Origin of the sequence: Neisseria zoodegmatis (genome assembly GCF_900187305.1) — a bacterium.
Classification (GTDB): Bacteria; Pseudomonadota; Gammaproteobacteria; order Burkholderiales; family Neisseriaceae; genus Neisseria; species Neisseria zoodegmatis.
Map to the genome: position 1 here is coordinate 1,804,202 of NZ_LT906434.1, position 21,243 is coordinate 1,825,444.

Here is a 21,243-nt window from a genome sequence, read left to right on the forward strand (position 1 = left end):
GATTTCTCGAAACAACACATGCAAAACCTTCAATTTCCCCTCAACTTCACCTTCAAAATCTTTACCCCGTCCAACGACTTTACCGTGTTCGATGCACAAGGTAGAGAAGTAGCCTACACGCGCCAGAAGATTTTTAAGATTAAAGAATCCATCGAAATTTTCCGCGACGGCAGCCGCAACGAAAGACTCTATACCATCGATGCCGACCGTATTATCGACTTCAACGCCAACTACACCGTGCGCGACGCAGCGGGCCGAACCATCGGCAGCATCAAGCGCAGCGGCATGAAATCATTGTGGAAAACCAGCTATACTCTCAGCGATGCAGCGGGCAATCAGCGCTACACCCTGCACGAAGCCAACCCGTGGATAGCAGTGGTAGACGGCATCGTCGGCGAAATCCCCTTTATCGGCATGCTTACCGGCTATTTCCTGAACCCGACCTACACCATTGCCACGCCCGACGGACGCGAAACCTACCTTCTCAAGAAAAACGCCTCGTTTCTCGAACGCAAATTCAGCTTGGAAAAAACCGCCCAAGCTCCGGCGGAAGACGATGTGTTGATGCTGAACGCCGCCATGCTGCTGATGCTGCTCGAACGCCGCGACGGCTAATCTATTCAAGGCCGTCTGAAAACGAACTTTGTGAGCTTTGCCAAAACCTGCATTGAGCTTTTTTCAGACGGCATCACGGCATTCCCCCCGCCGCCGATTCGGCTTACAATACTCCGTTTTTTCACACACACAGACATTACCCATGAAAATCTGGTTCGGTTTGGGCAGCCGCCCCGACTTTCCGCAAGGCTCCGCCGTTACCATCGGCAATTTCGACGGCGTGCATCTCGGCCACCGCCACATCCTGCAACGGCTCAAACAAGAAGCACAAAGCCGCGGCCTGCCCGTGGTTGCCGTGATTTTCGAGCCGCAGCCGCAAGAATTTTTCGCCCGCAAACAAGGCCGCGAACTACCCTACCGCCTCAGCCCGCTGCGCAACAAACTGCACCTGTTGCGCGAAACCGGCTGCGTCGATGCCGTGTGGGTGCTGCGTTTCAACCAAGCCTTCGCCGACATCAACGCCCAAACCTTCATCAGCCGCCTGCTGCGCGAAACCCTCAACACCAAATACCTGCTCATCGGTGACGATTTCCGCTTCGGCGCAGGGCGCGAAGGCGATTTCGCCCTGCTGCAAAGCCAGCCCGACATGGTTACCGAGCGCACCCCTTCCGTGCTGGTGGAAAACATCCGCGCCAGCAGCACCGCCATCCGCAAAGCCCTTTCAGACGGCCTCTTGGAATACGCCCGCAAACTGCTCGGCCACCCCTACACCCTCAGCGGCAAAGTCAAACACGGTGCCAAGCTTGGCCGCACCATCGGCTGCCCCACCGCCAACGTGCAGCTTCCCCAACACCACTACGCCCTCAGCGGCGTGTTTGTAGTTGAAGCGGAAGGCAGCTTCGGCATCCGCCGCGGCGTAGCCAGCTTCGGCTTCAACCCCACCGTATCCGCAACCCGTCGCCAAAAGCTCGAAGTGCATTTGTTCGACTTCAACGGCGATTTATACGGCCAACGCATCCGCGTGCGCTTTCTGCACAAACTGCGCGACGAAGCCAAGTTCGACAACATCGACGATTTGAAAAAACAGATTTGGGCGGATATGGATGCGGCGAGAAATTGGCTGGAAGCCTGAACGTGCTTCCCAACAAGCCATCTGAAAAATTTTTCGCTGACAAACCCCTGTTATTTATCAGATAATTAACTTTTATTCTCAAGGAGATAAAATCATGGCTAAAACCATCATCCACACCGACAACGCCCCCGCCGCCATCGGCGCATACAGCCAAGCCGTGCGCGCGGGCAATACCGTTTACATGAGCGGCCAAATCCCGCTCGACCCTGCCACCATGACCGTGGTCGGCAACGGCGATTTCCGTGCCGAAGCGCACCAAGTGTTTAAAAACCTGCAAGCCGTGGCGCAAGCGGCGGGCGGTTCTTTAGACGACATCGTTAAAGTCAACGCCTACCTCACCGATTTGGGCAACTTCGCCGTATTCAACGAAGTGATGGCCGAATACTTCAGCCAACCCTTCCCCGCCCGCGCCGCCGTCGGTGTAGCCAGCCTGCCCAAAGGCGTGCAAGTGGAAGCGGAAGCCGTATTGGTGCTGAACAGCTGATTTAAAATATAATGATAATGCCGTCTGAACACATTTTCAGACGGCCTCACACACCTCATCCAACCACACGGATTCACATACATGGCACATTATGCAATCGGCGATATTCAAGGCTGCTTTGCCGAACTCAACGCCCTGCTCGCCAAAATAGGCTTTAACCACGGCACCGACACTCTGTGGCTCACGGGCGACATCGTCAACCGCGGCCCGCAGTCGCTCGAAGCCCTGCAATTTGTGATGAAGCACGAAAGCAGCATCCGCACCGTGCTCGGCAACCACGACCTGCACATGCTCGCCGTGTCCTACGGCTTGGGCAAAATCAGACGCGGCGACACCATCGCGCCGATTATCGAACACCCCGAAAGCCGCAAAATGCTCGACTGGATGCGCGCCCAACCCCTGCTCGTGCGCGGCGAAAAACACGTTTTGGTTCACGCCGGGCTGCTGCCGAAATGGGACATCGACAAAGCCGAAAGCCTCGCGCTCGAAGTCGAAACCGAATTAAAAAGCGACCGCGCCAAAGACTATTTCCTCAATATGTACGGCGACAAACCCAAAAAATGGAAAAACAGCCTCACCGGCTACGACCGCCTGCGCATGATCACCAACGTCTTTACCCGTATGCGTGCGCTCACCTTCAAAAACAAGCTCGACTATGATTTCAAAGGCGGGCTTAAAGACATGCCCGACGACCTGCGCCCGTGGTTTGAAGCCCCCGAACGCCAACACTTGAGCCATACCATCGTATTCGGCCATTGGTCGGCACTGGGCTATCTCAACAACTACCGCGTCATCTCGCTCGACACCGGCGCACTGTGGGGCGGGCAGCTTACCGCCATCAATCTGGACACCAACGAAGTAACCCAAGTCGCTTCGCAAAGCAAGCTGCACTGGGCTACGGCTTTGTAAGCTCGTCACGCATCTGCATTCCCGCTTCGGCGGGAATGTTTTTTTTGTTTGAAAATCATTGAGCAAAGTTCTCGGCGATACCCGGATATGGTGGGTAATGTTAAAGAGACAGCACGCCCGTCATACTCGGGCTTGACCCGAGTATTTTGTGCCCTTCCCTAAAAAATGTCCGGTTCAAACCCGAGCATGACGCAACGGCGGCTTGACTGCAAAGACCAAAGCAGGACTTCAACAGCTTGAGGCCGTCTGAACATTTCCCAATATTAGGCGGATATCTAATCCGTTTCTATCCGCTTCTTTGGCTTGGCTTTTGGTGTGCTGTTTCTTTCACTATTTTTAATCGGAATGTCGAAACGCATAGAGCAATAAAAAGGCCGTCTGAAATTTTCAGACGGCCTTTAGATTCAAATCAAATCAGCATTGAACTATTAAGCAGGATCAAACGCTGCTTCGTAGATGCCGATAATCTGCTCTTTGTTGGCTTGAATCGGGTTGGTAAAGCCGCAAACGTCTTTCAAAGCGTTGTCGGCCAACACGCCGAAGTCTTCCTGTTTCACGCCCAGCTCTTTCAAAGATTTGGGGATGCCGACGATACGGGCCAGTTTGGTAATCGCGTCGATCACGTTCAAGCCTTTCAAATCGCTGTTGTATTTACCTAAAATGGCGCCGATTTCGTCCAAACGCTCTTTAGCAGCCTGTTGGTTGAAGCGCTCAACGTGAGGCAGCAGCAGTGCGTTACACACACCGTGTGGCAGGTCGTAGAAACCGCCCAATTGGTGTGCCATCGCGTGAACATAGCCCAAAGAAGCGTTGTTGAACGCCATACCTGCCAAGAATTGGGCGTAAGCCATTTTTTCGCGGGCTTCTTTGTTTTTCGGTTCGTGAACGGCAGTGGGCAGATAGCCTGCAATCAGTTCGATGGCTTTCAGCGCGCAAGCGTCGGTAATCGGTGAAGCAATAGTAGAAACATAAGCTTCCACTGCGTGGGTCAAGGCGTCCATACCGGTAGCTGCCGTCAGCGGAGCGGGCATACCTTCCATCAAAGAAGGATCGTTTACCGACAGCAGCGGCGTTACGTTTTTATCGACAATCGCCATTTTCACATGACGGGCTTCGTCGGTAATCACGGCAAAGCGGGTCATTTCAGAAGCCGTACCGGCAGTGGTATTGATGGCAATCAAAGGCAGTTGCGGTTTTTTCGATTTATCCAAACCTTCGTAGTCTTCGATTTTGCCGCCGTTGGTGGTCACAATCGCTACTGCTTTGGCGCAGTCGTGTGAAGATCCGCCGCCCAAAGAAACGATGAAATCCGCACCGGCTTCTTTCAAGGCTGCCAAACCGTCATTTACGTTGGTTACGGTCGGGTTGGGCTGTGCTTTGTCGAATACTGCATAATCAATGTTTTTTTCTTTCAACAAACCGCCGATTTTGTCGGCAACGCCCATTTTGCTCAAACCGCCGTCGGTAACGATCAATGCTTTTTTCAAGCCCAAAGCGCTAATCACATCCATCGCTTCGGCCAAGGCGTTTTCGCCCAAGATGTTTTGAACGGGCATAAAGAATTGTGTTGCCATGATTGTGCTCCTTAGTAGTTGTGTTCGTTATTTGAAAGAAATCCATCAATGCCATGATTTTTTATGAACGGCATTGATGTGTTGAAATTGCCATAAGGCAGGAGGCACTGCAATCGAAACACGTTGAAATTAACGGTTTTTTTATATTCCAACGTTTATTTGAAACAAATATAATCTTTTTTTAACATAATTTAAATCATCGATTGCGCTTTGAAACTTTTTTCAGACGGCCTAAATGTTTCAAAACCGCTTTGCAAAGAAAATGTTTGAACTGCTTATCCAAAATCTTTTCAAACCCCCTCTTCCCGCCATTCATCCATAAGAAAACGGCGTTTCCCGACAAGTTTTACCCTGCCTGTGGAAACGCCGTTTTTAATTACCAATATTCAATATCAGCCTGCCGCAACATTAAGAAGGCCGTCTGAAAAAATCATTCGATATTCTGAACCTGTTCGCGCATCTGCTCGATCAATACTTTCAATTCCACCGAAGCCTGCGTGCATTCGGCGGCAATCGCTTTGCTGCCGAGGGTGTTGGCTTCGCGGTTGAGCTCCTGCATCAAAAAGTCCAAACGCTTGCCGACGCTGCCTTGCGAGCTGGTTACGATGCGGCGCACTTCTTCGATGTGGGTGCGCAGGCGGCTGAATTCTTCGTCAACATCCGATTTTTGGATAAACAGCGCAAATTCCTGCTGAAGGCGGTCGTTGTCGATGTTTTCTACTGCTTCCTGCAAGCGGGTGCGTACTTTTTCCATATGCGCTTCAAGCAGTTGGGGAAACACGCTGCTCAAGCCGTTGATGATTTTTTCCATTTCGTACAAACGCATCAGCAAATGCTGCGCCAATTTTTCGCCTTCGCGCGCACGGGCGGCGGTAAAGTCAGCCAGTGCTTGGGTCAGCAGGTTTTTCAGCGTTTCGGTAAACGTTTCTTCGTCTTCGTTTTGGCTGGCCAGCACGCCGGGGAATTTTAGAATATCGGCCACCGTCAGCTTGCCCAAATCATCGTGGGCTTTGCGCCATTTTTTGTTTAACTCCGCCAATTGGGCAACCAACTCTTCGTTCACGGCCAATCCCTGCCCGCTTTGGGCGATGTCTTGAATCTGAATGCGGCACTCGAGTTTGCCCCGTGCGGCGCTGGCTGCGATGCTCTCGCGCAAGGTGTTTTCCAGATGGCGCAGGTTGTCGGGCATGCGGAACTGCACGTCCAAATAGCGGTGGTTCACCGCGCGGATTTCGAGATTGATACGTTTGCCGCCGCATTCGCCTGCCGCATTGGCAAAGCCGGTCATACTGTGGATGGTCATGGTGTTTTACTCCGTTTCAAAAATATCGAGTGAAATCTTAGAAAATATACCACAATCCGGCATGTTATAATCCGCTCCACTTGAGATTAAAGGAATGTTTATGACTGCCTACACCCGTACTTCCCGCCCTGCCGATTCGCTGCGCAATATCACCATCACCCCCGGTTTTCTGCCTCATGCCGACGGCTCGTGCTTGATTGAGTTCGGCAACACCAAAGTGATTTGCACCGCTTCAATCGACGAAAACCTGCCGCCCTTTCTGCGCGGCAAAGATCAGGGCTGGGTAACGGCGGAATACGGCATGCTGCCCGCGTCCACCGCTTCACGCATGCGCCGCGAAGCCGCTGCGGGCAAACAAAGCGGGCGCACGCAGGAAATCCAGCGCTTAATCGGCCGTTCGCTGCGGGCGGTGGTTGAATTGGACAAACTGGGCGAGCGTCAGATTCTGATTGACTGCGACGTGATTCAGGCCGACGGCGGCACGCGCACGGCGTCGATTACGGGTGCGTTTGTCGCTTTGCAGATGGCGGTAAACAAATTGGTTGAATCCGGCATGTTGATTCAAAACCCAATCCGCGAGGCCGTAGCCGCCGTGTCGGTGGGCGTGGTCGGCGGCGTACCGCTTCTGGATTTAGATTACCCCGAAGATTCCGGCTGCGACAGCGACGTTAATCTGGTGATGACGGCTTCGGGCAAAATCATTGAAATACAGGGCACCGCCGAAGGTGCGCCGTTCAGCCTCGAAGAACTCAACCAATTGATCAGCTTGGGCAAAAAAGGCATTGAAGAATTGTTCGACCACCAACAGCAAGCCTTGGAAAAAGTGGCAAACGGCGTTCAGACGGCCTGATAGCTTTACAGGCCGTCTGAACGGCTTTTCAGACGGCCTACACCCAGCGGCATACGCTCTCCCGCTTTCATTCGGAAGTCATTTTATGAAAAACAAAATGTTGATACCTTTGGCTTTATTAGCCTCCGCTTGCAGCCAACCCACTGTACAAACCGCCACAGGTTCATACGTTTACGGCCATGAAGTAGAAAGTTTTATCCCCTGCGGCTCCGAATCTGCATACTGGGCTACCGGCAGCAGCAGCGTATTGCAGCCCCTGCAAAATGCTTCCCTGCAAAAAGCGCAACAAACCGGCAATCCCTATCAGCCCGTTTACATTACGGCCGAGTACACCGATCAAGGCAAAACTTCTGAAGGATTTGCCGCCGAATACGATTCCGTTATCGAAATTCACAAAGCCGTGCCTGCGGAAGGCTGCCCCTAAACACACGAGGCCGTCTGAAATATTCTTTTTTTTCAGACGGCCTGACACATTCCGTTTTACCCTTTATGAGCAAACATATCCTACTCGGCATCAGCGGCGGCATTGCCGCTTATAAATCCTGCGAACTCGTGCGCCTGTTGAAAAAGCAAGGCCACAGCGTAACCGTTGCCATGAGCCGCGCCGCCACCGAATTCGTGCAGCCGCTGACCTTCCAAGCCTTGAGCGACCACCCCGTTTTGGCGGAAACCCACGCCGGCGGCAGCGGCAACGGCATGGCGCACATCAATCTCACGCGCGAAGCCGATGTGTTTCTGATCGCTCCCGCCAGCGCCAACACCATCGCCAAAATCGCCCACGGCATTGCCGACAACCTGCTCACCAACCTCGCCGCCGCGCGCAAATGCCCGCTGGCCGTTGCGCCCGCCATGAATGTAGAAATGTGGTTCAACCCCGCCAATCAGCGTAACATCGCCCAACTGATTTCAGACGGCATCACCGTATTCCCGCCGGCATCGGGCGAACAGGCGTGCGGCGAAACCGGCGTAGGCCGTATGCCCGAAGCCGTAGAATTGGCCGACCTGCTGCCCGATGTGTGGATGGCAAAATCGCTACAAGGCAAAAAAATACTGCTCACGGCGGGCGCAACGTTTGAAGCCATCGACCCCGTGCGCGGCATTACCAACATCTCCAGCGGCCAAATGGGCATGGCACTCGCCCGCGCCTGCCGTGCCGCCGGTGCCGAAGTCACCCTGATTTACGGCCAAATTCAGACGGCCTTACCCGCAGGTTTGGCCCATGTCGAACAAGCCGTCAGCGCCGAAGCCATGTACCGCGCCGTGATAAAACACATCGACCGGCAAGACGTATTTATTTCCGTGGCCGCCGTGGCCGACTACAAAGTCAAAAACAGCAGCGCGCAGAAACTGAAAAAAGACAGCACCGGCACTCCACCCGTGATTGAGCTGGAAGAAAACCCCGACATCCTCGCCTCCGTCGCCGCCCTGCCCAATGCACCTTTCTGCGTCGGCTTTGCTGCCGAGAGCCAAAACGTGCTCGAATACGCACGCGCCAAGCGGCTGAAAAAAGGCATTCCCATGCTGGTCGCAAACGATGTGGCCGTGGCGATGGGCAAAACCGTCAACCGCATCACGATTATCGACGAACAAGGCGAAACCGAATTTCCCGAAACCGACAAACAGCAAGCCGCCGCAGCCATCACGGCCAGACTGGCGGCCTTGCTGGCTCAACAACCATAAAACAGTCTGCACGGAATGTTTTCAGACGGCCTAAAAAACTTGTCTTACCGCCTAAAGAAACATCCCAAGCACAAAACCAATAAGGACACCTCATGCACACCAAACTCAGCGCTTTAGTGCTTTTAGCAGCATTTTCATCACCGTTGTTTGCTTCACAAGTCGAAACTGCTGCCGAACCGGTTAAAGAATGGGCGCAACCCATCAAACAAGAAGCGAATCTTTACCGCATCGACCACAAACTCTACCGCAGCGAACAGCTTACCGCCGCCGATGCCGACGACCTTGAAAGAATCGGCGTTAAAAGCGTGATCAACCTGCGCTTTTTCGACCGCAACGACAACGAAACCACTTTAGCCGGCCGCAATTTCAACCTGCTCAACCGCCCGCTGCTCACTTGGCGCATCAAGCCGAAAGATATTGCCGATACGCTTTATATGATTGAAGAAAATCAGAAAAACGGCCCGGTATTGATACACTGCTACCACGGCGCCGACCGCACCGGCCTGATTTCGGCCATGTATCGGATTGTGTATCAAGGCTGGACGATTGAAGAAGCCAAAGCCGAAATGCAAAACGGCCCTTACGGTTTCCACAGCATTTGGAAAAACATCGGCAAGCTGTTTACCGAAACCAATGTTGCCGAAGTCAAAAGCCATCTCGAAACCCTGCGCCTGCAAAACAGCTACCGACAAGCCGGAAAACGGGTTGATACTTTGGCACAGCGTTAAACACGCGCTTAACTGCCTGTATCAACAACCGCAAAGCTTCAATAGCAAAATCAAAACGCTGAAATCCCAGCCATCGGGGGATTTCAGCGTTTTTTCATCTCTGTTTAAACTGCCTATCCGCAGCATCCAACATCATCACGCCGCGTGAATCTGCGCCATTTCCAAAGCAGGCTCGCTGTCGGCAAACCAGCGCAATTCCTCGCGCAACGCCACCACTTCGCCGATAACCATCAAAGCCGGGCGCGGGGCGTGCGCGGCCATGTGCGGCAAGTCTTTCAGACGGCCTGTCTGCACGCTTTGGTGTGCCAGCGTGCCGTTGGACACCACCGCCACGGGCGTATCGGCGCTGCGGCCGTATTCAATCAGCTTGGCGGCAATATCGGCAGCCTTGAGCGTGCCCATATAAACCACAAGCGTTTGATGGCTCAAGGCCAGCGTGCGCCAGTCGGGTTCGCTGCCGTCGTGGCGGCTGTGGCCGGTGATGAACAACGCACTTTGGGCGCAATCGCGGTGGGTCAGCGGAATGCCCGCATAGGCTGTGGCGCCGAGTGCGGCGGTAATGCCCGGCACGATACGGTAAGGAATACCCGCTTCGGCCAGCACTTGCGCTTCTTCGCCGCCGCGCCCGAACACAAAAGGATCGCCGCCTTTCAGCCGCACCACGCGCTTGCCTTCCTGAGCGTATTGAACCAGCAGGCGGTTGGTGGCTTCCTGCTGCACATGATGCGCGCCCGCACGTTTGCCGACGCTGATTTTATCGGCATCTTTGCGCACCATCGCCAAAATTTCGTCCGACACCAGCGCGTCGTACAACACCACATCGGCAGCCTGAATCGCCTGCAGCGCGTGTATCGTCAGCAAACCCGCATCGCCCGGACCTGCACCGACCAACACCACTTCTCCGCGCGGCGTGTCTAAATTGGCGAGCCGTGCCGACAATTCGGCTTCTGCCGCGGCACGGTTGCCCTGCGCCACAAACGTGCTGAAACGGCTTGCGAACAGGTTTTCCCAAAAACGCCGCCTCTCGGGCATCGTGCGAACCGCTTTTTTCACCCTGCTCCGCCATTCGCCCGCAATCTCGGCCATTGTGCCGGTGTGCAGCGGCACCAGCGTTTCAATCGCCTGCCGCCAGTAGCGCGCCAACACAGGCGCAGTGCCGCCGCTGGACACGGCGATTTTGATCGGGCTGCGGTCAATCACGGCAGGCACGATAAACGAACACAAATCCAGCGTATCCACCGTGTTGCAAAATATGCCGCGCGCCTCGGCCGCTTCAAACACGCTGCGGTTGAGCGCGGCATCGTCGGTTGCGGCAATCACAAGGAATACGCCGTCGAGAAAGGCCGTCTGAAAAGATATGCCCAGCCATTCGATGCGGTTTTGCTGCCGCCATGTTTCAAAACGCGGGCTGAGTGCGGCGGCGGCCACGCGCACCTGCGCACCGGCCTGTATCAAACTCTCGGCCTTGCGTTCGGCAACGTGCCCTGCGCCCACCAGCAAAACGGGGCGGCGGTTTAAATCGGCAAAAATCGGATAATGGCTCATAGCGGTTCCTTGTGAATGTGGTCGGCGGTCTGGCTGCCGCTTTGGTTGTCGAAAATATTAAAACGGTTTATGCCGCAACCAAAGGAACGGTTTTTGCTTTGCTTATGGTGTTTGGTTATATGGTTGGGTGGGGATAAAAAAGCGATACTTTTGCTCATACTGAAAAGTCAAAGCCGGGCTTAAAAAGTTTGAGGCCGTCTGAAAGCAAACCTTTTCAGACGGCCTCAAACGTACAGCCAAACTCCCTCGAATCACGCCGCCCAAAAATCGCGCGGCGCATCCAGCACGGGTTTCACGATGCCGGTGCGTATGGCAAAGTCGCCGAAGCCTTCGTTTTTCAGACGGCCTTTCACCCATTCGCCCAGCCAACCGTCGATGATGTCCAAAATCTCCGCTTCGGTGATGTTTTCTTTAAACAGGCGCGGAATGCGTGTGCCTTCGCGGTTGCCGCCGGTGTAGAGGTTGTAGCGGCCTACCGCTTTGCCGACCAAGCCGATTTCGGCAATCATGGCGCGGCCGCAACCGTTGGGGCAGCCCGTAATGCGCAGCACGATATGCTCTTGCTGCAAGCTGTGTTTGGCAAACAGCGCATCCAGCTTGTCAGTGAATTGCGGCAGAAAGCGTTCGGCTTCGGCCATCGCCAGCGGGCAGGTCGGCAGCGACACGCACGCCATGCTGTGTTCGCGCTGCGGGGTAACGGCATCGCTGATCAAGCCGTGTTCGCGGGCGATGGTTTCGATTTTGGCTTTATCGCGCGGCGCGATATTGGCCACGATCAGGTTTTGGTTGGCGGTAAGGCGGAAATCGCCTTTGTGGACTTTGGCGATTTCGCGCATACCGGTTTTCAGCGGCCTGCCGGGGTAATCGAGCAGACGGCCGTTTTCGATAAACAGGGTAAGGTGCCAGTTTTTGTCTTCGCCCTGCACCCAGCCGATGCGGTCGCCGCGCGAGGTAAATTGATACGGGCGCACGGGTTCAAACTTCGCACCCATACGGTTTTCTACTTCTTCGATAAACACATCCACGCCCACGCGCTCGAGCGTGTAGCGGGTTTTGGCGTTTTTGCGGTCGCTGCGGTTGCCCCAGTCGCGCTGCACGGAAACCACGGCGGCGGCGGCATCTAGCGTTTTTTCCAGCGGCACGAAGCCGAATTCTTTGGCGGTGTTGGGATAGGTTTTGGTGTTGCCGTGCTCCATCGACAGGCCGCCGCCCACCAATACGTTGAAACCGACGAGTTTGCCGTTTTCGCCGATGGCCACGAAGTTCAAATCATTGGCATGTAAATCGACATCGTTGTGCGGCGGAATCACGACTGTGGTCTTGAACTTGCGCGGCAGGTAGTTTTTGCCGAGCACGGGTTCGGTGGCATCGCCGCTTTTCACACTTTCGGGCAGCGGTGCGGGCGCGGTGGTTTCGGTGGATTCGACTTTTTCGCCGTCCAGCCAGATTTCGGCATAGGCGCGGGTTTTCGGCAGCAAATGCTCGCTGATTTTTTTCGCCCATTCGTAGGCTTCTTTGTGCAGCCCGCTTTCAACGGGATTGCTGGTGCACAACACATTGCGGTTCACGTCGCCGGCGGTGGCAATCGAATCCAAACCGAGCTTGTGCAGCCATTGGTGCATGGGTTTAATGTTTTCTTTGAGCACGCCGTGGAATTGGAAAGTTTGGCGGTTGGTAAGGCGGATGGAGCCGTATAAGGTATGTTCGGTGGCAAATTCGTCAATGCCCAGCCATTGCGCGGGCTGGATGATGCCGCCGGGCAAACGGCAGCGCAGCATCACGTTTTTCAGCGGCTCCAGTTTCTGCTCGACACGTTCGGCACGGATGTCGCGGTCGTCCTGCTCATACATGCCGTGAAAGCGGATCAGCTGGAAATTGTCACCATTGAAGCCTCCGGTGAGGTCGTCTGAAAGGTCGTTTTTAATCGTGCCTTCGAGATAGCGGCTTTGGTCTTTGAGGCGTTCGTTGTCGGCAAGCGGCGCGTCGGGGAGTTTGGCTCTGGGGTCGGCGGCAGTCATGAATGTTCCTCGGCTTTATTGTTGTGATGCCGATACTGTATCGAGGCCGTCTGAAAAAAGGAAAGAATGCTTGGTTTTAATGTAAGAAAGATTGGTTATATAAAAACGGCAGGCAATGCTTTTTACACACTCTCGCACAACACTCTTCCTGACCGCGCGGCACAAAACCAGTATAATCACACCTCAACGTATCTCAGGCCGTCTGAAACGTTTTCAGACGGCATCATTGCTTATCAAGGAAGACCATGAGAAAACCACAACGCGGCTATGCCCGCCAAGACCGTGTTAAAGAGCAGATCATGCGCGAGCTGGCCGAGCTTGTGCGCACCGGCCTGAAAGACCCGCGCGCGGGCTTTATCACCATCAACGAGGTGGATGTAACCCGCGATTACAGCCATGCCACCGTTTACTACACCGTGCTCGACGACAGCACCCGCGAAATCACTGAAGACGCGCTCGAACATGCCAAAGGCTATCTGCGCACCGAATTGTCGAAACGCATCAAGCTTTTCAAAACGCCCGAGCTGCATTTCAAATACGACGAATCGCTCGAACGCGGCATGAGCATTTCCCACCTTATCGACAAAGTCGCGGCAGAAAAGCCCGTTGAAGATTAACACTCAAGGCCGTCTGAAATATCCGTTCAGACGGCCTCAAAACTCGTACCGGCCTCTATGAACCCGCCTTCCAAACCGCAAAAACGCCCCGTCAACGGCGTGCTGCTGCTCGACAAACCGCAAGGCTTATCCAGCAACACTGCCCTGCAAAAAGCCCGCCGCCTGTACCGCGCCGAGAAAGCCGGCCACACCGGCGTGCTCGACCCGCTCGCCACCGGTCTCTTGCCTGTGTGTTTCGGCGAAGCGACCAAGTTCGCGCAATATCTATTGGATGCCGACAAAGCCTACACGGCCACGCTCAAACTCGGCGAAGCGACTTCAACCGGAGATGCCGAAGGTGAAGTCGTCGCCACAGGCCGCGCCGACATTTCAGCCGAAGATTTTCAGACGGCCTGCCAAGCGCTGACCGGCCCTATCCGCCAAGTGCCGCCGATGTTTTCCGCGTTGAAGCACGAAGGCAAGCCGCTTTACGAATATGCGCACAAAGGCATCGTGATCGAACGCAAACCGCGCGATATCGTGATTTACGCCATTGATGTTACTTCGTTCCACGCACCCGAAGCCGTGATCGATGTGCGTTGCAGCAAAGGCACTTACATCCGCACATTAAGCGAAGACATCGCCAAACACATCCACACCTTCGCCCACCTGACCGCGCTGCGCCGCACCGAAACCGCCGGATTTTCCATCCGGGAAGCGCATACCTTGGCAGCGCTGGAAGCCTTAGACGAAAGCGGGCGCGACGCCCTGCTGCTGCCCTGCGACGTATTGGTGCGGCATCTGCCCGGCCTGACCTTGCCCGATGCCGCGGTGCAAATGCTCAAGTTCGGCCGCCAACCTGAATACCGCGACGCAAATCTGCCCGCTGACACGCCTTTGCGGATTTATGCAGAAGACGGCAGCTTTGTAGGGCTGGCCGATTATCTGCCCCATGCAGGCCGTCTGAAAGCTTTGCGCTTAATGAACACCGCAACATAATGGCCTTATAGGCCGTCTGAAAGAAACGATTGTCTAATAATGAAAGGGTGTTGCCGCGAAACTGCTGCAACACCCTTCTTTTTCGCCCCTTCAGTTTGATTTTGCTCAATGCATATCGGCATTCCGCAGCCTGACCGTATGCTGATGGCAGGAACTGTGCTACCCTTGCAACGATTGTTCACGTTGCACAACTATAATTTACACAAGACTGCCATTCATTTTCACGCTTGATTGGAAATGAACCGTGCTACTTCACGCCTTCTCTCTCACCGGCTTTACAAGCACGCTGTCTTGGCCTTACTCGCTCAACTGTTGCCCATATAAACGTAACCTGACAATTGTTTTTATCTCAACAAACTTGCGAGGTCTTTATGAAACATCTCAAAACGTTTCTGATCTGGGGCATCGTGGTTTTGGTCGGCCTGGCCTCCTTCACCACGCTTGCCATCCACAGAGGCGAGCAGGTAAGCGCGGTATGGATGGTTACCGCCGCCGTGTCCGTTTACTGCATCGCCTACCGTTTTTACAGCCTATACATCGCCAAAAACGTGATGGAACTCGACCCCAACCGGTTAACGCCGGCCGAGCGCCATAACGACGGCTTGGACTATGTGCCGACCCACAAAGGCGTATTGTTCGGCCACCACTTCGCCGCGATTGCCGGCGCCGGCCCGCTCGTCGGCCCCGTATTGGCAGCCCAAATGGGTTATCTGCCCGGCACCTTGTGGATTATTTTCGGCGTGGTGTTCGCAGGTGCCGTTCAAGACATGATGGTGCTGTTCGTCTCCATGCGCCGCGACGGTAAATCCTTGGGTGACATCGTCAAACAAGAGCTTGGCACCACCGCCGGCGTGATTGCGTCTATCGGTATTCTGATGATTATGGTGATCATCATGGCCGTATTGGCGCTGATTGTGGTGAAAGCACTGGTACACAGCCCGTGGGGTACGTTTACCATCGCCGCCACCATTCCGATCGCTCTGTTTATGGGCATCTATACCCGCTACATCCGCCCCGGCAAAATCGGCGAAATTTCCATTGTCGGCTTCATTTTGCTGATGTTGGCGATTGTTTACGGCGAAGATGTCGCACACAGCTCTTTCGCGCACTTCTTCGACTTAGACGGCGTTCAGCTGACTTGGGCCATCATGATTTACGGCTTTATCGCCGCCGTGTTGCCCGTTTGGCTGCTGCTCACCCCGCGTGACTACCTCTCTACCTTCCTGAAAATCGGTACCATCATTGCCTTGGCCATTGGTATCGTCATCGTAGGCCCTGCCCTGCAAATGCCTGCCGTTACCAAATTCATCGACGGCACCGGCCCCGTATTCTCAGGCAACCTCTTCCCCTTCCTGTTCATCACAATCGCTTGTGGCGCGGTTTCAGGCTTCCACGCCCTGATTTCTTCAGGTACTACGCCCAAAATGGTGGAAAACGAAACCCATGTGCGCATGATCGGCTACGGCGGCATGTTGATGGAAAGCTTCGTAGCCATCATGGCTTTGGCAGCTGCTGCCTCGCTTGACCCGGGCGTGTATTTCGCCATGAACAGCCCTACCGCTTTGATCGGCACCGACGCAGGCCACGCAGCCCAAGTGATTACCAACCAGCTGGGCTTCCCCGTTGAAGAAGTCACCCTGCTGAATATGGCCAAAGACGTCGGCGAGCACACCATCCTCTCCCGCGCAGGCGGTGCGCCTACTCTGGCAGTCGGCATGGCCAACATCATGAGCCAACTGATTTCCGGTCCCGGCATGATGGCCTTCTGGTACCACTTCGCCCTCTTGTTTGAAGCCCTGTTCATCCTGACCGCCGTCGATGCAGGCACACGTGTGGCACGTTTCATGATTCAAGATTTAGGCGGCATCTTCATCAAACCTTTCGGCAATACCGACTCCCTGCCCGCCAACCTGACCGCCACCCTCATGGCCGTTGCACTGTGGGGCTACTTCCTCTACACAGGCGTAACCGACCCGCTGGGCGGCATCAACTCCTTATGGCCGCTGTTCGGTATCGGCAACCAAATGCTTGCCGGTGTCGCACTGATTATGGTGAGCGTCGTTTTGGTGAAAATGAAAAAAGAACGCTATGTATGGGTTCCCCTCGTTCCCGCTCTCGGCGTGCTTTTCGTTACCTGTTATGCCAGCCTGCAAAAACTGTTCCACAGCGACGCCAAAATCGGCTTCTTGGCACATGCAGCCAAATTTAAAGACGCTGCCGCACGCGGTGAAATTTTAGCCCCGGCCAAAAATATGGAAGAAATGAGCCGCATCGCCTTCAACGACTACGTCAATTCGGGCTTAACGGTTATCTTCCTCTCCGTAGTCGTGATTGTGGCCGTATACGGCTTGCGCGTCGCCCTGAAAGCCCGTAAAGTAGCTTGGCCGACAGCCAAAGAAGTACCCGCCGTATACCGCAACGAGGTTCAACACAATGAGTCATAACATCCTGCAACGCATCAAGCGCATTTGGAAAACCGCACGCCTAACCGCCAACCTGATGGCCGGCATGCCCGATTATGAAAATTACGTTGCCCGCCAACGCAAACATAACCCCAACGCGCCCGTGATGACGAAATTGCAGTTTCAGGATTACTGCAGCAAACGCCGCAGCGGAAGCAACGGCGGGCGCTGCTGTTAAACCTTACCTTGAAAAACAAACCCTGCTTTTCCGGCAGGGTTTGTTTTTTTCAGACGGCCTCAAACCTGCTCTAAAATAAATTCCATTACAATTCATACCATTAATCTTTTTCCATGCAATCGATCTAACAAAATTATTGACGCCGATAAAATCCAAGCTATAATGCCCACTTCTTCCCCGATAGCTCAGTCGGTAGAGCGACGGACTGTTAATCCGCAGGTCCCTGGTTCGAGCCCAGGTCGGGGAGCCACATTTCCCAAGCCTAAACAATTGTTTAGGCTTTTTCTTTTTATAGATGTATTTTCAGGTTGTGTCCAAATTGTGTCTAAAACATCCGCATGGTGCAGCAGGTGTTCAGACGACAGATGGGCATACCGTTCAACCATCTTGGCATTTTCCCAACCACCCATTTCCTTTAAAACGGCAACAGGTACACCACGCTGTATCAGCCAGCTTGCCCATGTATGGCGCAGGTCATGCCACCGAAAATCTGCGATACCTGCCGTTTTCAAACAGCTTTTCCAAATCTTGCTGCTGATACCGTTCAACTTTTGGCCGTTCGGCTTGGTAAAAACGTAGGCAGAACGGTGTGTTTGATTAAACAATACCTGTAACGCGGTTTGATTGAGCGGGACGGTTATAGCTTGTCCGCTTTTGGCTTGGTCGGCATTAACCCATGCAGTACGGCGGTTCAAATCTACCTGTTCCCATTTCAAGTCCAAGACATTACGCTGACGCAGGCCTGTTGCCAGTGAAAATGCGGCCAAATCATGCAGCAGCGGGTAGGCAGACAGTACATCCAACAGTCGTTGCGCTTCTGCTGGTTTAAGCCAGCGTACCCGTTTTTTCGGCTCACGATAAGACATGAGAGTGGGAACGGTATCAATCCAGTCCCATTCTTTTGCCGCTTTATTCAGTATAGCGCGTATCAGGGCAATATAACGGTTCTTGGTGCTGTTGCCGCACGGTAACTTTTCCACTGCTTTCATAATAAAGCGGCGGTCTAAACTATCTAATTCTTTGCCACGCAATGCAGTAAGCTGGCGCAAACGGCTAATATCGTCCCTGATACTTTTTTTATTGCCTTTCTCACTAATCCACTTAGCAGCAGCTTCATCCCAAAGGTATTTGGGACGAATACCGAGCTTTTGCTGCTGCCAAAGTTCGTGTTTTAGTTGTTCGCACACTGCTTGGGCTTTTTGACGGTCTTGTGTGCCAGTAGAGCGTCTAATTCTTTCGCCGCTTTCTGTCCTGATGTCAATATACCAAGTACCGTTGCGTTCGTAGATGCCCGATTGAGGGCGGTTTTGTCGTTTAGGCATATTTTTCTGCTCCTGTTTTGAGCCGATGCCTGCACGGCATCATTTTCTTTGTCTTCCAAATATGCGTCAAGCACTTGGCGACGTATAACGAAACGCCGCCCAACTTTGGCAGCGATCAGTTTGCGGGCACGTATCAGTTCACGCACAGTTTCAGGATGACATTTGAGAAATTCTGCCGCTTCTTGTACATCAAACGTCGGTTTATCCATCATTGTTCCTTACAAGAAAAAGACTGTCTGAAAATTGCCGCAGATGCGGTTTCAGGCAGTCTTTACGGTTTGCTCGATTTCCATCAAATCATCATCGCTTAAATAACAGAAGACTGGATAGCGGGAAGTTATCCATTCCCATTCCTGACCTTGCAATCCCATACCTTTAATCAAAGATGCAAGAGAATGTCCTGCTCTACCGTGAACAAAACCGAGTATTTGCGCTTCAGCCAGTGATGCTTGGATTTCGGATTCCTTCGCATCAGATTGCTGTTGACGCAGACAGTCCAACTTGTTCAGAAGAGTAGCATGTAGGGACGTATCATCGTTTTCCTGATTGTAGGCATAAAAAACATCTTGGTTCTGCGCCAAAAAATCAGCAAGCAAAGCGGCTTCCTGACGGTTAAACATAATAGCCATTTCTTTATCCTATCGTTTCAAAAATTTCATAGGGAGCATGTTCTAGCATTCTGCCTAAGAGTTCCTGCATACGGCGGCGTGGTGCGGATGCTTCCAATATCAGGTAATGTTCGGTGCTGATATGAAAGAACAGGCAGTAACGGTTATCTGTACCTGTCAAAGGTACAAGACGGTAATGCGGATACCATCCCGAATCAGGCATGATGTCGGCAGGCAGTTTGACGGTACGGACAGTAACAGTATGATCGGTCAACATTTGTTTCCTTTCGTCAAAATCCCTTAATGGCCAAACCACCATACCAAAGCTATTTGGACAAGCACCCATACTATCAGCCAAGCGACAGCGAAATTAAGCAGCAACATTTTCAGACTGTCTAAAAATGCCTGTTGCTCCTGTCCTACCTTTTTCTGCATCTTTTGGCCGACTATACCGAGCAGTTTATTTTCAATTTGATTCAAATCGGCCGCATTTGCCTGCATAATTTCCGCCAGCAAATATTTTTTCTGCCGTTCCAACTGTTCGGTAGCGGCAATCACAGGGGCAGCGGTTTCGGCAAAAGCAACCTGAAAATTTTCAGTTGTCTGTCGGTTTTGCTCCGCTTGCTGTTGTTGGAAGTTTTCCAATACTGCCGCCATCACTGCCTGCTGTATCAGCATATCGTGGATAGCAGGGTCGTCCGCATCTATTTTCAACCCCGTCTTCGCAAATACTCGTGCTACCAATTCATCAGCATCAAGCAGTTTCATGTTTGGTGCCCTTGTCTGCTTTTTCCGCTTTTTCCGGAACAGAAGCAGTAGCCAAGAAAGGTACGGCATCCAACTGTTCCCAAATGGTATCGCGTAATTTGAACATCCGATTACGCGCCCAGCGACCGAATTCGGCAACAGTAATTTCGTTAAAGGTCAGGTTGCGTTCGGTCATGTCTGAAATGTTTTTGCCGTAGGTATCGGCATTAAGCGTTGGAATTCGTATAATGCCTGCGATACGTTTTTTATATTGTGCGTACACTTTGAACTCATCAAACGGCTTGCCGTTATCGTGTATCTTGCCTTTGTGTTCGTTCAGCCATACCACCGCTTCGCCGTCTACGGCGTTCAACACCTGTACCAATCCTTTCAGACAGTCATCTCTTGCCTGTCCGCCGTTGAGTGGAACGTGCAGCACCAAACGTACACCTTCGGCAGCCAGTTCGCTGCCAACATCGTTTTCGGCAATATAGGACATGAGCGGTCCGAATGTTGCCGTACCGTTGTCCACAACACCGATGCCTCCTCCGTCAATCAGGCTGTCCATCAAACCGTCAAAATTGGATGTATCGATGGTTTGTGAGGTTTCGTCCAAAAGCTCAATGATTTTTGCATTGAGTGCAGCGTAGTTGGCCAGCGTGTGGTTGTTTGGATCGGTATCAAAACAATGCACCGTATCTTTCGAACGGTCGTGCAAGTATTGCGCCAAGAGCATTGCCACAAACGATTTACCGACACCCCCCTTTGCCTGAATTACAAGGTGTACTTCTTTCATTTTTAAACCTTTCTTTGCAAGAAAAATGGTTATTCACAAGAAAAAACCGCTTACTCAAACGGTTTTTCAGTTGCAAACAACTTGAAAAAAGCCGCACGCGGTATGCCTGACCACCTGCGGCAAACCGTACGAGAATTCCGCACGGGAACAGAAAATAAAGGCTATCTATTGGTTTACCCAACGCCCGCCGTCTTTCGGGTCGCCAATATAGCGGACGTTTTCGCCTGCCGTCGTCCATCCGTGTTGATGATAAGCCGTACAGTAAGCCGGCTTGGCATTCAACACTATGGCTTTTTTGACATTTTGACAAAAAGATTCTCCGCTTCGGCGGCTTGAGAAAGTATTGTTTTTCAGATTGCCGCATTCGCGCACAGTTACAATGCGCCGCATTACTCGGTTAAGCTCCGCAGCATCACAACGTCCCGCTCCGTTAGCTAGGGCATCAGTTAGCCCCGACATATCCTTTTCGCTGGAAGACGGACACATATTCAGAAAATCGCGGCGTGCTTCAATAGTACGGTGCATTTTTTTATGTCGAATAGAAAAATAGCGGTGTAACGAAGGATGGCACTCATTCGGACGTGTACCGCTTGATAAACATAAAATTGCTTCGCAAGCCAGTTTTTCATCGCCTTGCAGCAGCTCTTCTTTCAAACTGTTTTGAGCGACTGCGGCCAACGGAAAAAATACAGTTGCAGTTAAAACCGCCGTTAGTATTCTTTTCATGGTATTGCTCCTAATCATCAGATTTGGTTGG

The 21,243-nt window shown here is 52.9% G+C and carries 22 protein-coding genes, 1 tRNA gene and 1 pseudogene; 13 read left to right on the top strand and 11 right to left on the bottom strand.

The annotated features are described in order from the left end of the window. Nucleotides 1-18 precede the first annotated feature (18 nt). The 4 genes from CKV66_RS08465 (at nucleotide 19) to CKV66_RS08480 (ending at nucleotide 3,080) form a co-directional block, all read left to right on the top strand. Nucleotides 19-615, top strand: a complete 597-nt coding sequence (locus tag CKV66_RS08465; protein ID WP_085362998.1) for an LURP-one-related/scramblase family protein — start codon at nucleotides 19-21, stop codon at nucleotides 613-615. A 142-nt stretch (nucleotides 616-757) separates the two neighbouring features. Then, nucleotides 758-1,687: a bifunctional riboflavin kinase/FAD synthetase gene (ribF, locus tag CKV66_RS08470; RefSeq protein WP_085362999.1), complete on the top strand. Its 930-nt coding sequence runs from the start codon at nucleotides 758-760 to the stop codon at nucleotides 1,685-1,687. A gap of 94 nt (nucleotides 1,688-1,781) precedes the next feature. Beyond that, nucleotides 1,782-2,171: a RidA family protein gene (locus CKV66_RS08475; RefSeq protein WP_085363000.1), complete on the top strand. Its 390-nt coding sequence runs from the start codon at nucleotides 1,782-1,784 to the stop codon at nucleotides 2,169-2,171. 81 nt (nucleotides 2,172-2,252) lie between these two features. Further along, the gene (locus tag CKV66_RS08480; protein ID WP_085363001.1) at nucleotides 2,253-3,080 is read left to right on the top strand and encodes a symmetrical bis(5'-nucleosyl)-tetraphosphatase; all 828 of its coding nucleotides are present in this window, start codon (nucleotides 2,253-2,255) and stop codon (nucleotides 3,078-3,080) included. 428 nt (nucleotides 3,081-3,508) lie between these two features. Here CKV66_RS08480 and CKV66_RS08485 read toward each other — a convergent pair whose 3' ends face one another. Both CKV66_RS08485 and CKV66_RS08490 read right to left on the bottom strand, forming a co-directional pair. Continuing rightward, entirely contained in the window at nucleotides 3,509-4,654 is a 1,146-nt protein-coding gene (locus CKV66_RS08485; protein ID WP_085363002.1) for an iron-containing alcohol dehydrogenase, read from the bottom strand. A gap of 430 nt (nucleotides 4,655-5,084) precedes the next feature. Further along, nucleotides 5,085-5,957 (bottom strand): YicC/YloC family endoribonuclease, encoded by an 873-nt coding sequence (locus CKV66_RS08490; RefSeq protein ID WP_085363003.1) that lies wholly within the window; start codon nucleotides 5,955-5,957, stop codon nucleotides 5,085-5,087. A 100-nt stretch (nucleotides 5,958-6,057) separates the two neighbouring features. Between CKV66_RS08490 and rph the strand changes: the two genes are divergently transcribed. From rph to CKV66_RS08510, 4 genes are all read left to right on the top strand, one after another. Beyond that, on the top strand, nucleotides 6,058-6,807 hold the full coding sequence (rph, locus tag CKV66_RS08495) for a ribonuclease PH (RefSeq protein ID WP_085363004.1): 750 nt from the start codon (nucleotides 6,058-6,060) through the stop codon (nucleotides 6,805-6,807). Nucleotides 6,808-6,892: 85 nt separating this feature from the next. Further along, nucleotides 6,893-7,231 carry a hypothetical protein gene (locus CKV66_RS08500; RefSeq protein WP_085363005.1) on the top strand — a complete coding sequence of 113 codons (339 nt, stop codon included), beginning with the start codon at nucleotides 6,893-6,895 and terminating at the stop codon, nucleotides 7,229-7,231. A 65-nt stretch (nucleotides 7,232-7,296) separates the two neighbouring features. Then, the gene (gene coaBC / locus CKV66_RS08505) at nucleotides 7,297-8,487 is read left to right on the top strand and encodes a bifunctional phosphopantothenoylcysteine decarboxylase/phosphopantothenate--cysteine ligase CoaBC (protein WP_085363006.1); all 1,191 of its coding nucleotides are present in this window, start codon (nucleotides 7,297-7,299) and stop codon (nucleotides 8,485-8,487) included. Nucleotides 8,488-8,579: 92 nt separating this feature from the next. Then, nucleotides 8,580-9,215 carry a tyrosine-protein phosphatase gene (locus tag CKV66_RS08510; RefSeq protein WP_085363007.1) on the top strand — a complete coding sequence of 212 codons (636 nt, stop codon included), beginning with the start codon at nucleotides 8,580-8,582 and terminating at the stop codon, nucleotides 9,213-9,215. Nucleotides 9,216-9,350: 135 nt separating this feature from the next. On the opposite strand, the gene cysG is transcribed toward CKV66_RS08510, so the two are convergent. Both cysG and cysI read right to left on the bottom strand, forming a co-directional pair. Further along, nucleotides 9,351-10,760 (bottom strand): siroheme synthase CysG, encoded by a 1,410-nt coding sequence (gene cysG / locus CKV66_RS08515; protein WP_085363008.1) that lies wholly within the window; start codon nucleotides 10,758-10,760, stop codon nucleotides 9,351-9,353. Between the two features lie 251 nt (nucleotides 10,761-11,011). Further along, nucleotides 11,012-12,778, bottom strand: coding sequence for an assimilatory sulfite reductase (NADPH) hemoprotein subunit (cysI, locus tag CKV66_RS08520; protein WP_085363009.1), 1,767 nt, complete (start codon nucleotides 12,776-12,778; stop codon nucleotides 11,012-11,014). A 245-nt stretch (nucleotides 12,779-13,023) separates the two neighbouring features. Here cysI and rbfA point away from each other — a divergent pair, with 245 nt between their 5' ends. The 5 genes from rbfA (at nucleotide 13,024) to CKV66_RS08550 (ending at nucleotide 17,263) form a co-directional block, all read left to right on the top strand. Continuing rightward, on the top strand, nucleotides 13,024-13,395 hold the full coding sequence (gene rbfA / locus CKV66_RS08530) for a 30S ribosome-binding factor RbfA (protein ID WP_085363010.1): 372 nt from the start codon (nucleotides 13,024-13,026) through the stop codon (nucleotides 13,393-13,395). A 57-nt stretch (nucleotides 13,396-13,452) separates the two neighbouring features. Then, nucleotides 13,453-14,373 carry a tRNA pseudouridine(55) synthase TruB gene (gene truB, locus CKV66_RS08535; protein ID WP_085363011.1) on the top strand — a complete coding sequence of 307 codons (921 nt, stop codon included), beginning with the start codon at nucleotides 13,453-13,455 and terminating at the stop codon, nucleotides 14,371-14,373. A gap of 371 nt (nucleotides 14,374-14,744) precedes the next feature. Continuing rightward, nucleotides 14,745-16,817, top strand: a complete 2,073-nt coding sequence (locus CKV66_RS08540; RefSeq protein ID WP_085363012.1) for a carbon starvation CstA family protein — start codon at nucleotides 14,745-14,747, stop codon at nucleotides 16,815-16,817. Beyond that, nucleotides 16,807-17,013: a YbdD/YjiX family protein gene (locus tag CKV66_RS08545; RefSeq protein WP_085363013.1), complete on the top strand. Its 207-nt coding sequence runs from the start codon at nucleotides 16,807-16,809 to the stop codon at nucleotides 17,011-17,013. Before CKV66_RS08540 ends, CKV66_RS08545 begins: the two co-directional genes overlap by 11 nt. A gap of 174 nt (nucleotides 17,014-17,187) precedes the next feature. Next, nucleotides 17,188-17,263 (top strand) — tRNA-Asn (locus tag CKV66_RS08550). A 28-nt stretch (nucleotides 17,264-17,291) separates the two neighbouring features. On the opposite strand, the pseudogene CKV66_RS12885 reads toward CKV66_RS08550, so the two are convergent. From CKV66_RS12885 to CKV66_RS08585, 7 genes and pseudogenes are all read right to left on the bottom strand, one after another. Further along, nucleotides 17,292-18,302 (bottom strand): annotated as a pseudogene (locus CKV66_RS12885) (tyrosine-type recombinase/integrase); the annotation flags it as partial. Then, nucleotides 18,185-18,547, bottom strand: a complete 363-nt coding sequence (locus CKV66_RS08560) for a helix-turn-helix domain-containing protein (RefSeq protein WP_231990472.1) — start codon at nucleotides 18,545-18,547, stop codon at nucleotides 18,185-18,187. The pseudogene CKV66_RS12885 and the gene CKV66_RS08560, both read right to left, overlap by 118 nt. 48 nt (nucleotides 18,548-18,595) lie before the next feature. After that, nucleotides 18,596-18,964 (bottom strand): hypothetical protein, encoded by a 369-nt coding sequence (locus CKV66_RS08565; protein WP_085363015.1) that lies wholly within the window; start codon nucleotides 18,962-18,964, stop codon nucleotides 18,596-18,598. 4 nt (nucleotides 18,965-18,968) lie between these two features. Beyond that, entirely contained in the window at nucleotides 18,969-19,220 is a 252-nt protein-coding gene (locus CKV66_RS08570; RefSeq protein WP_085363016.1) for a hypothetical protein, read from the bottom strand. A gap of 23 nt (nucleotides 19,221-19,243) precedes the next feature. Continuing rightward, a complete protein-coding gene (locus CKV66_RS08575; protein ID WP_085363017.1) occupies nucleotides 19,244-19,711 on the bottom strand; it encodes a hypothetical protein in 468 nt (155 codons plus the stop codon). Beyond that, nucleotides 19,698-20,486 (bottom strand): nucleotide-binding protein, encoded by a 789-nt coding sequence (locus CKV66_RS08580; protein WP_085363018.1) that lies wholly within the window; start codon nucleotides 20,484-20,486, stop codon nucleotides 19,698-19,700. The genes CKV66_RS08575 and CKV66_RS08580 overlap by 14 nt, the downstream gene beginning before the upstream one ends. Nucleotides 20,487-20,651: 165 nt before the next feature. Continuing rightward, the gene (locus CKV66_RS08585; RefSeq protein ID WP_085363019.1) at nucleotides 20,652-21,212 is read right to left on the bottom strand and encodes a TrbM/KikA/MpfK family conjugal transfer protein; all 561 of its coding nucleotides are present in this window, start codon (nucleotides 21,210-21,212) and stop codon (nucleotides 20,652-20,654) included. Nucleotides 21,213-21,243: the final 31 nt, after the last annotated feature.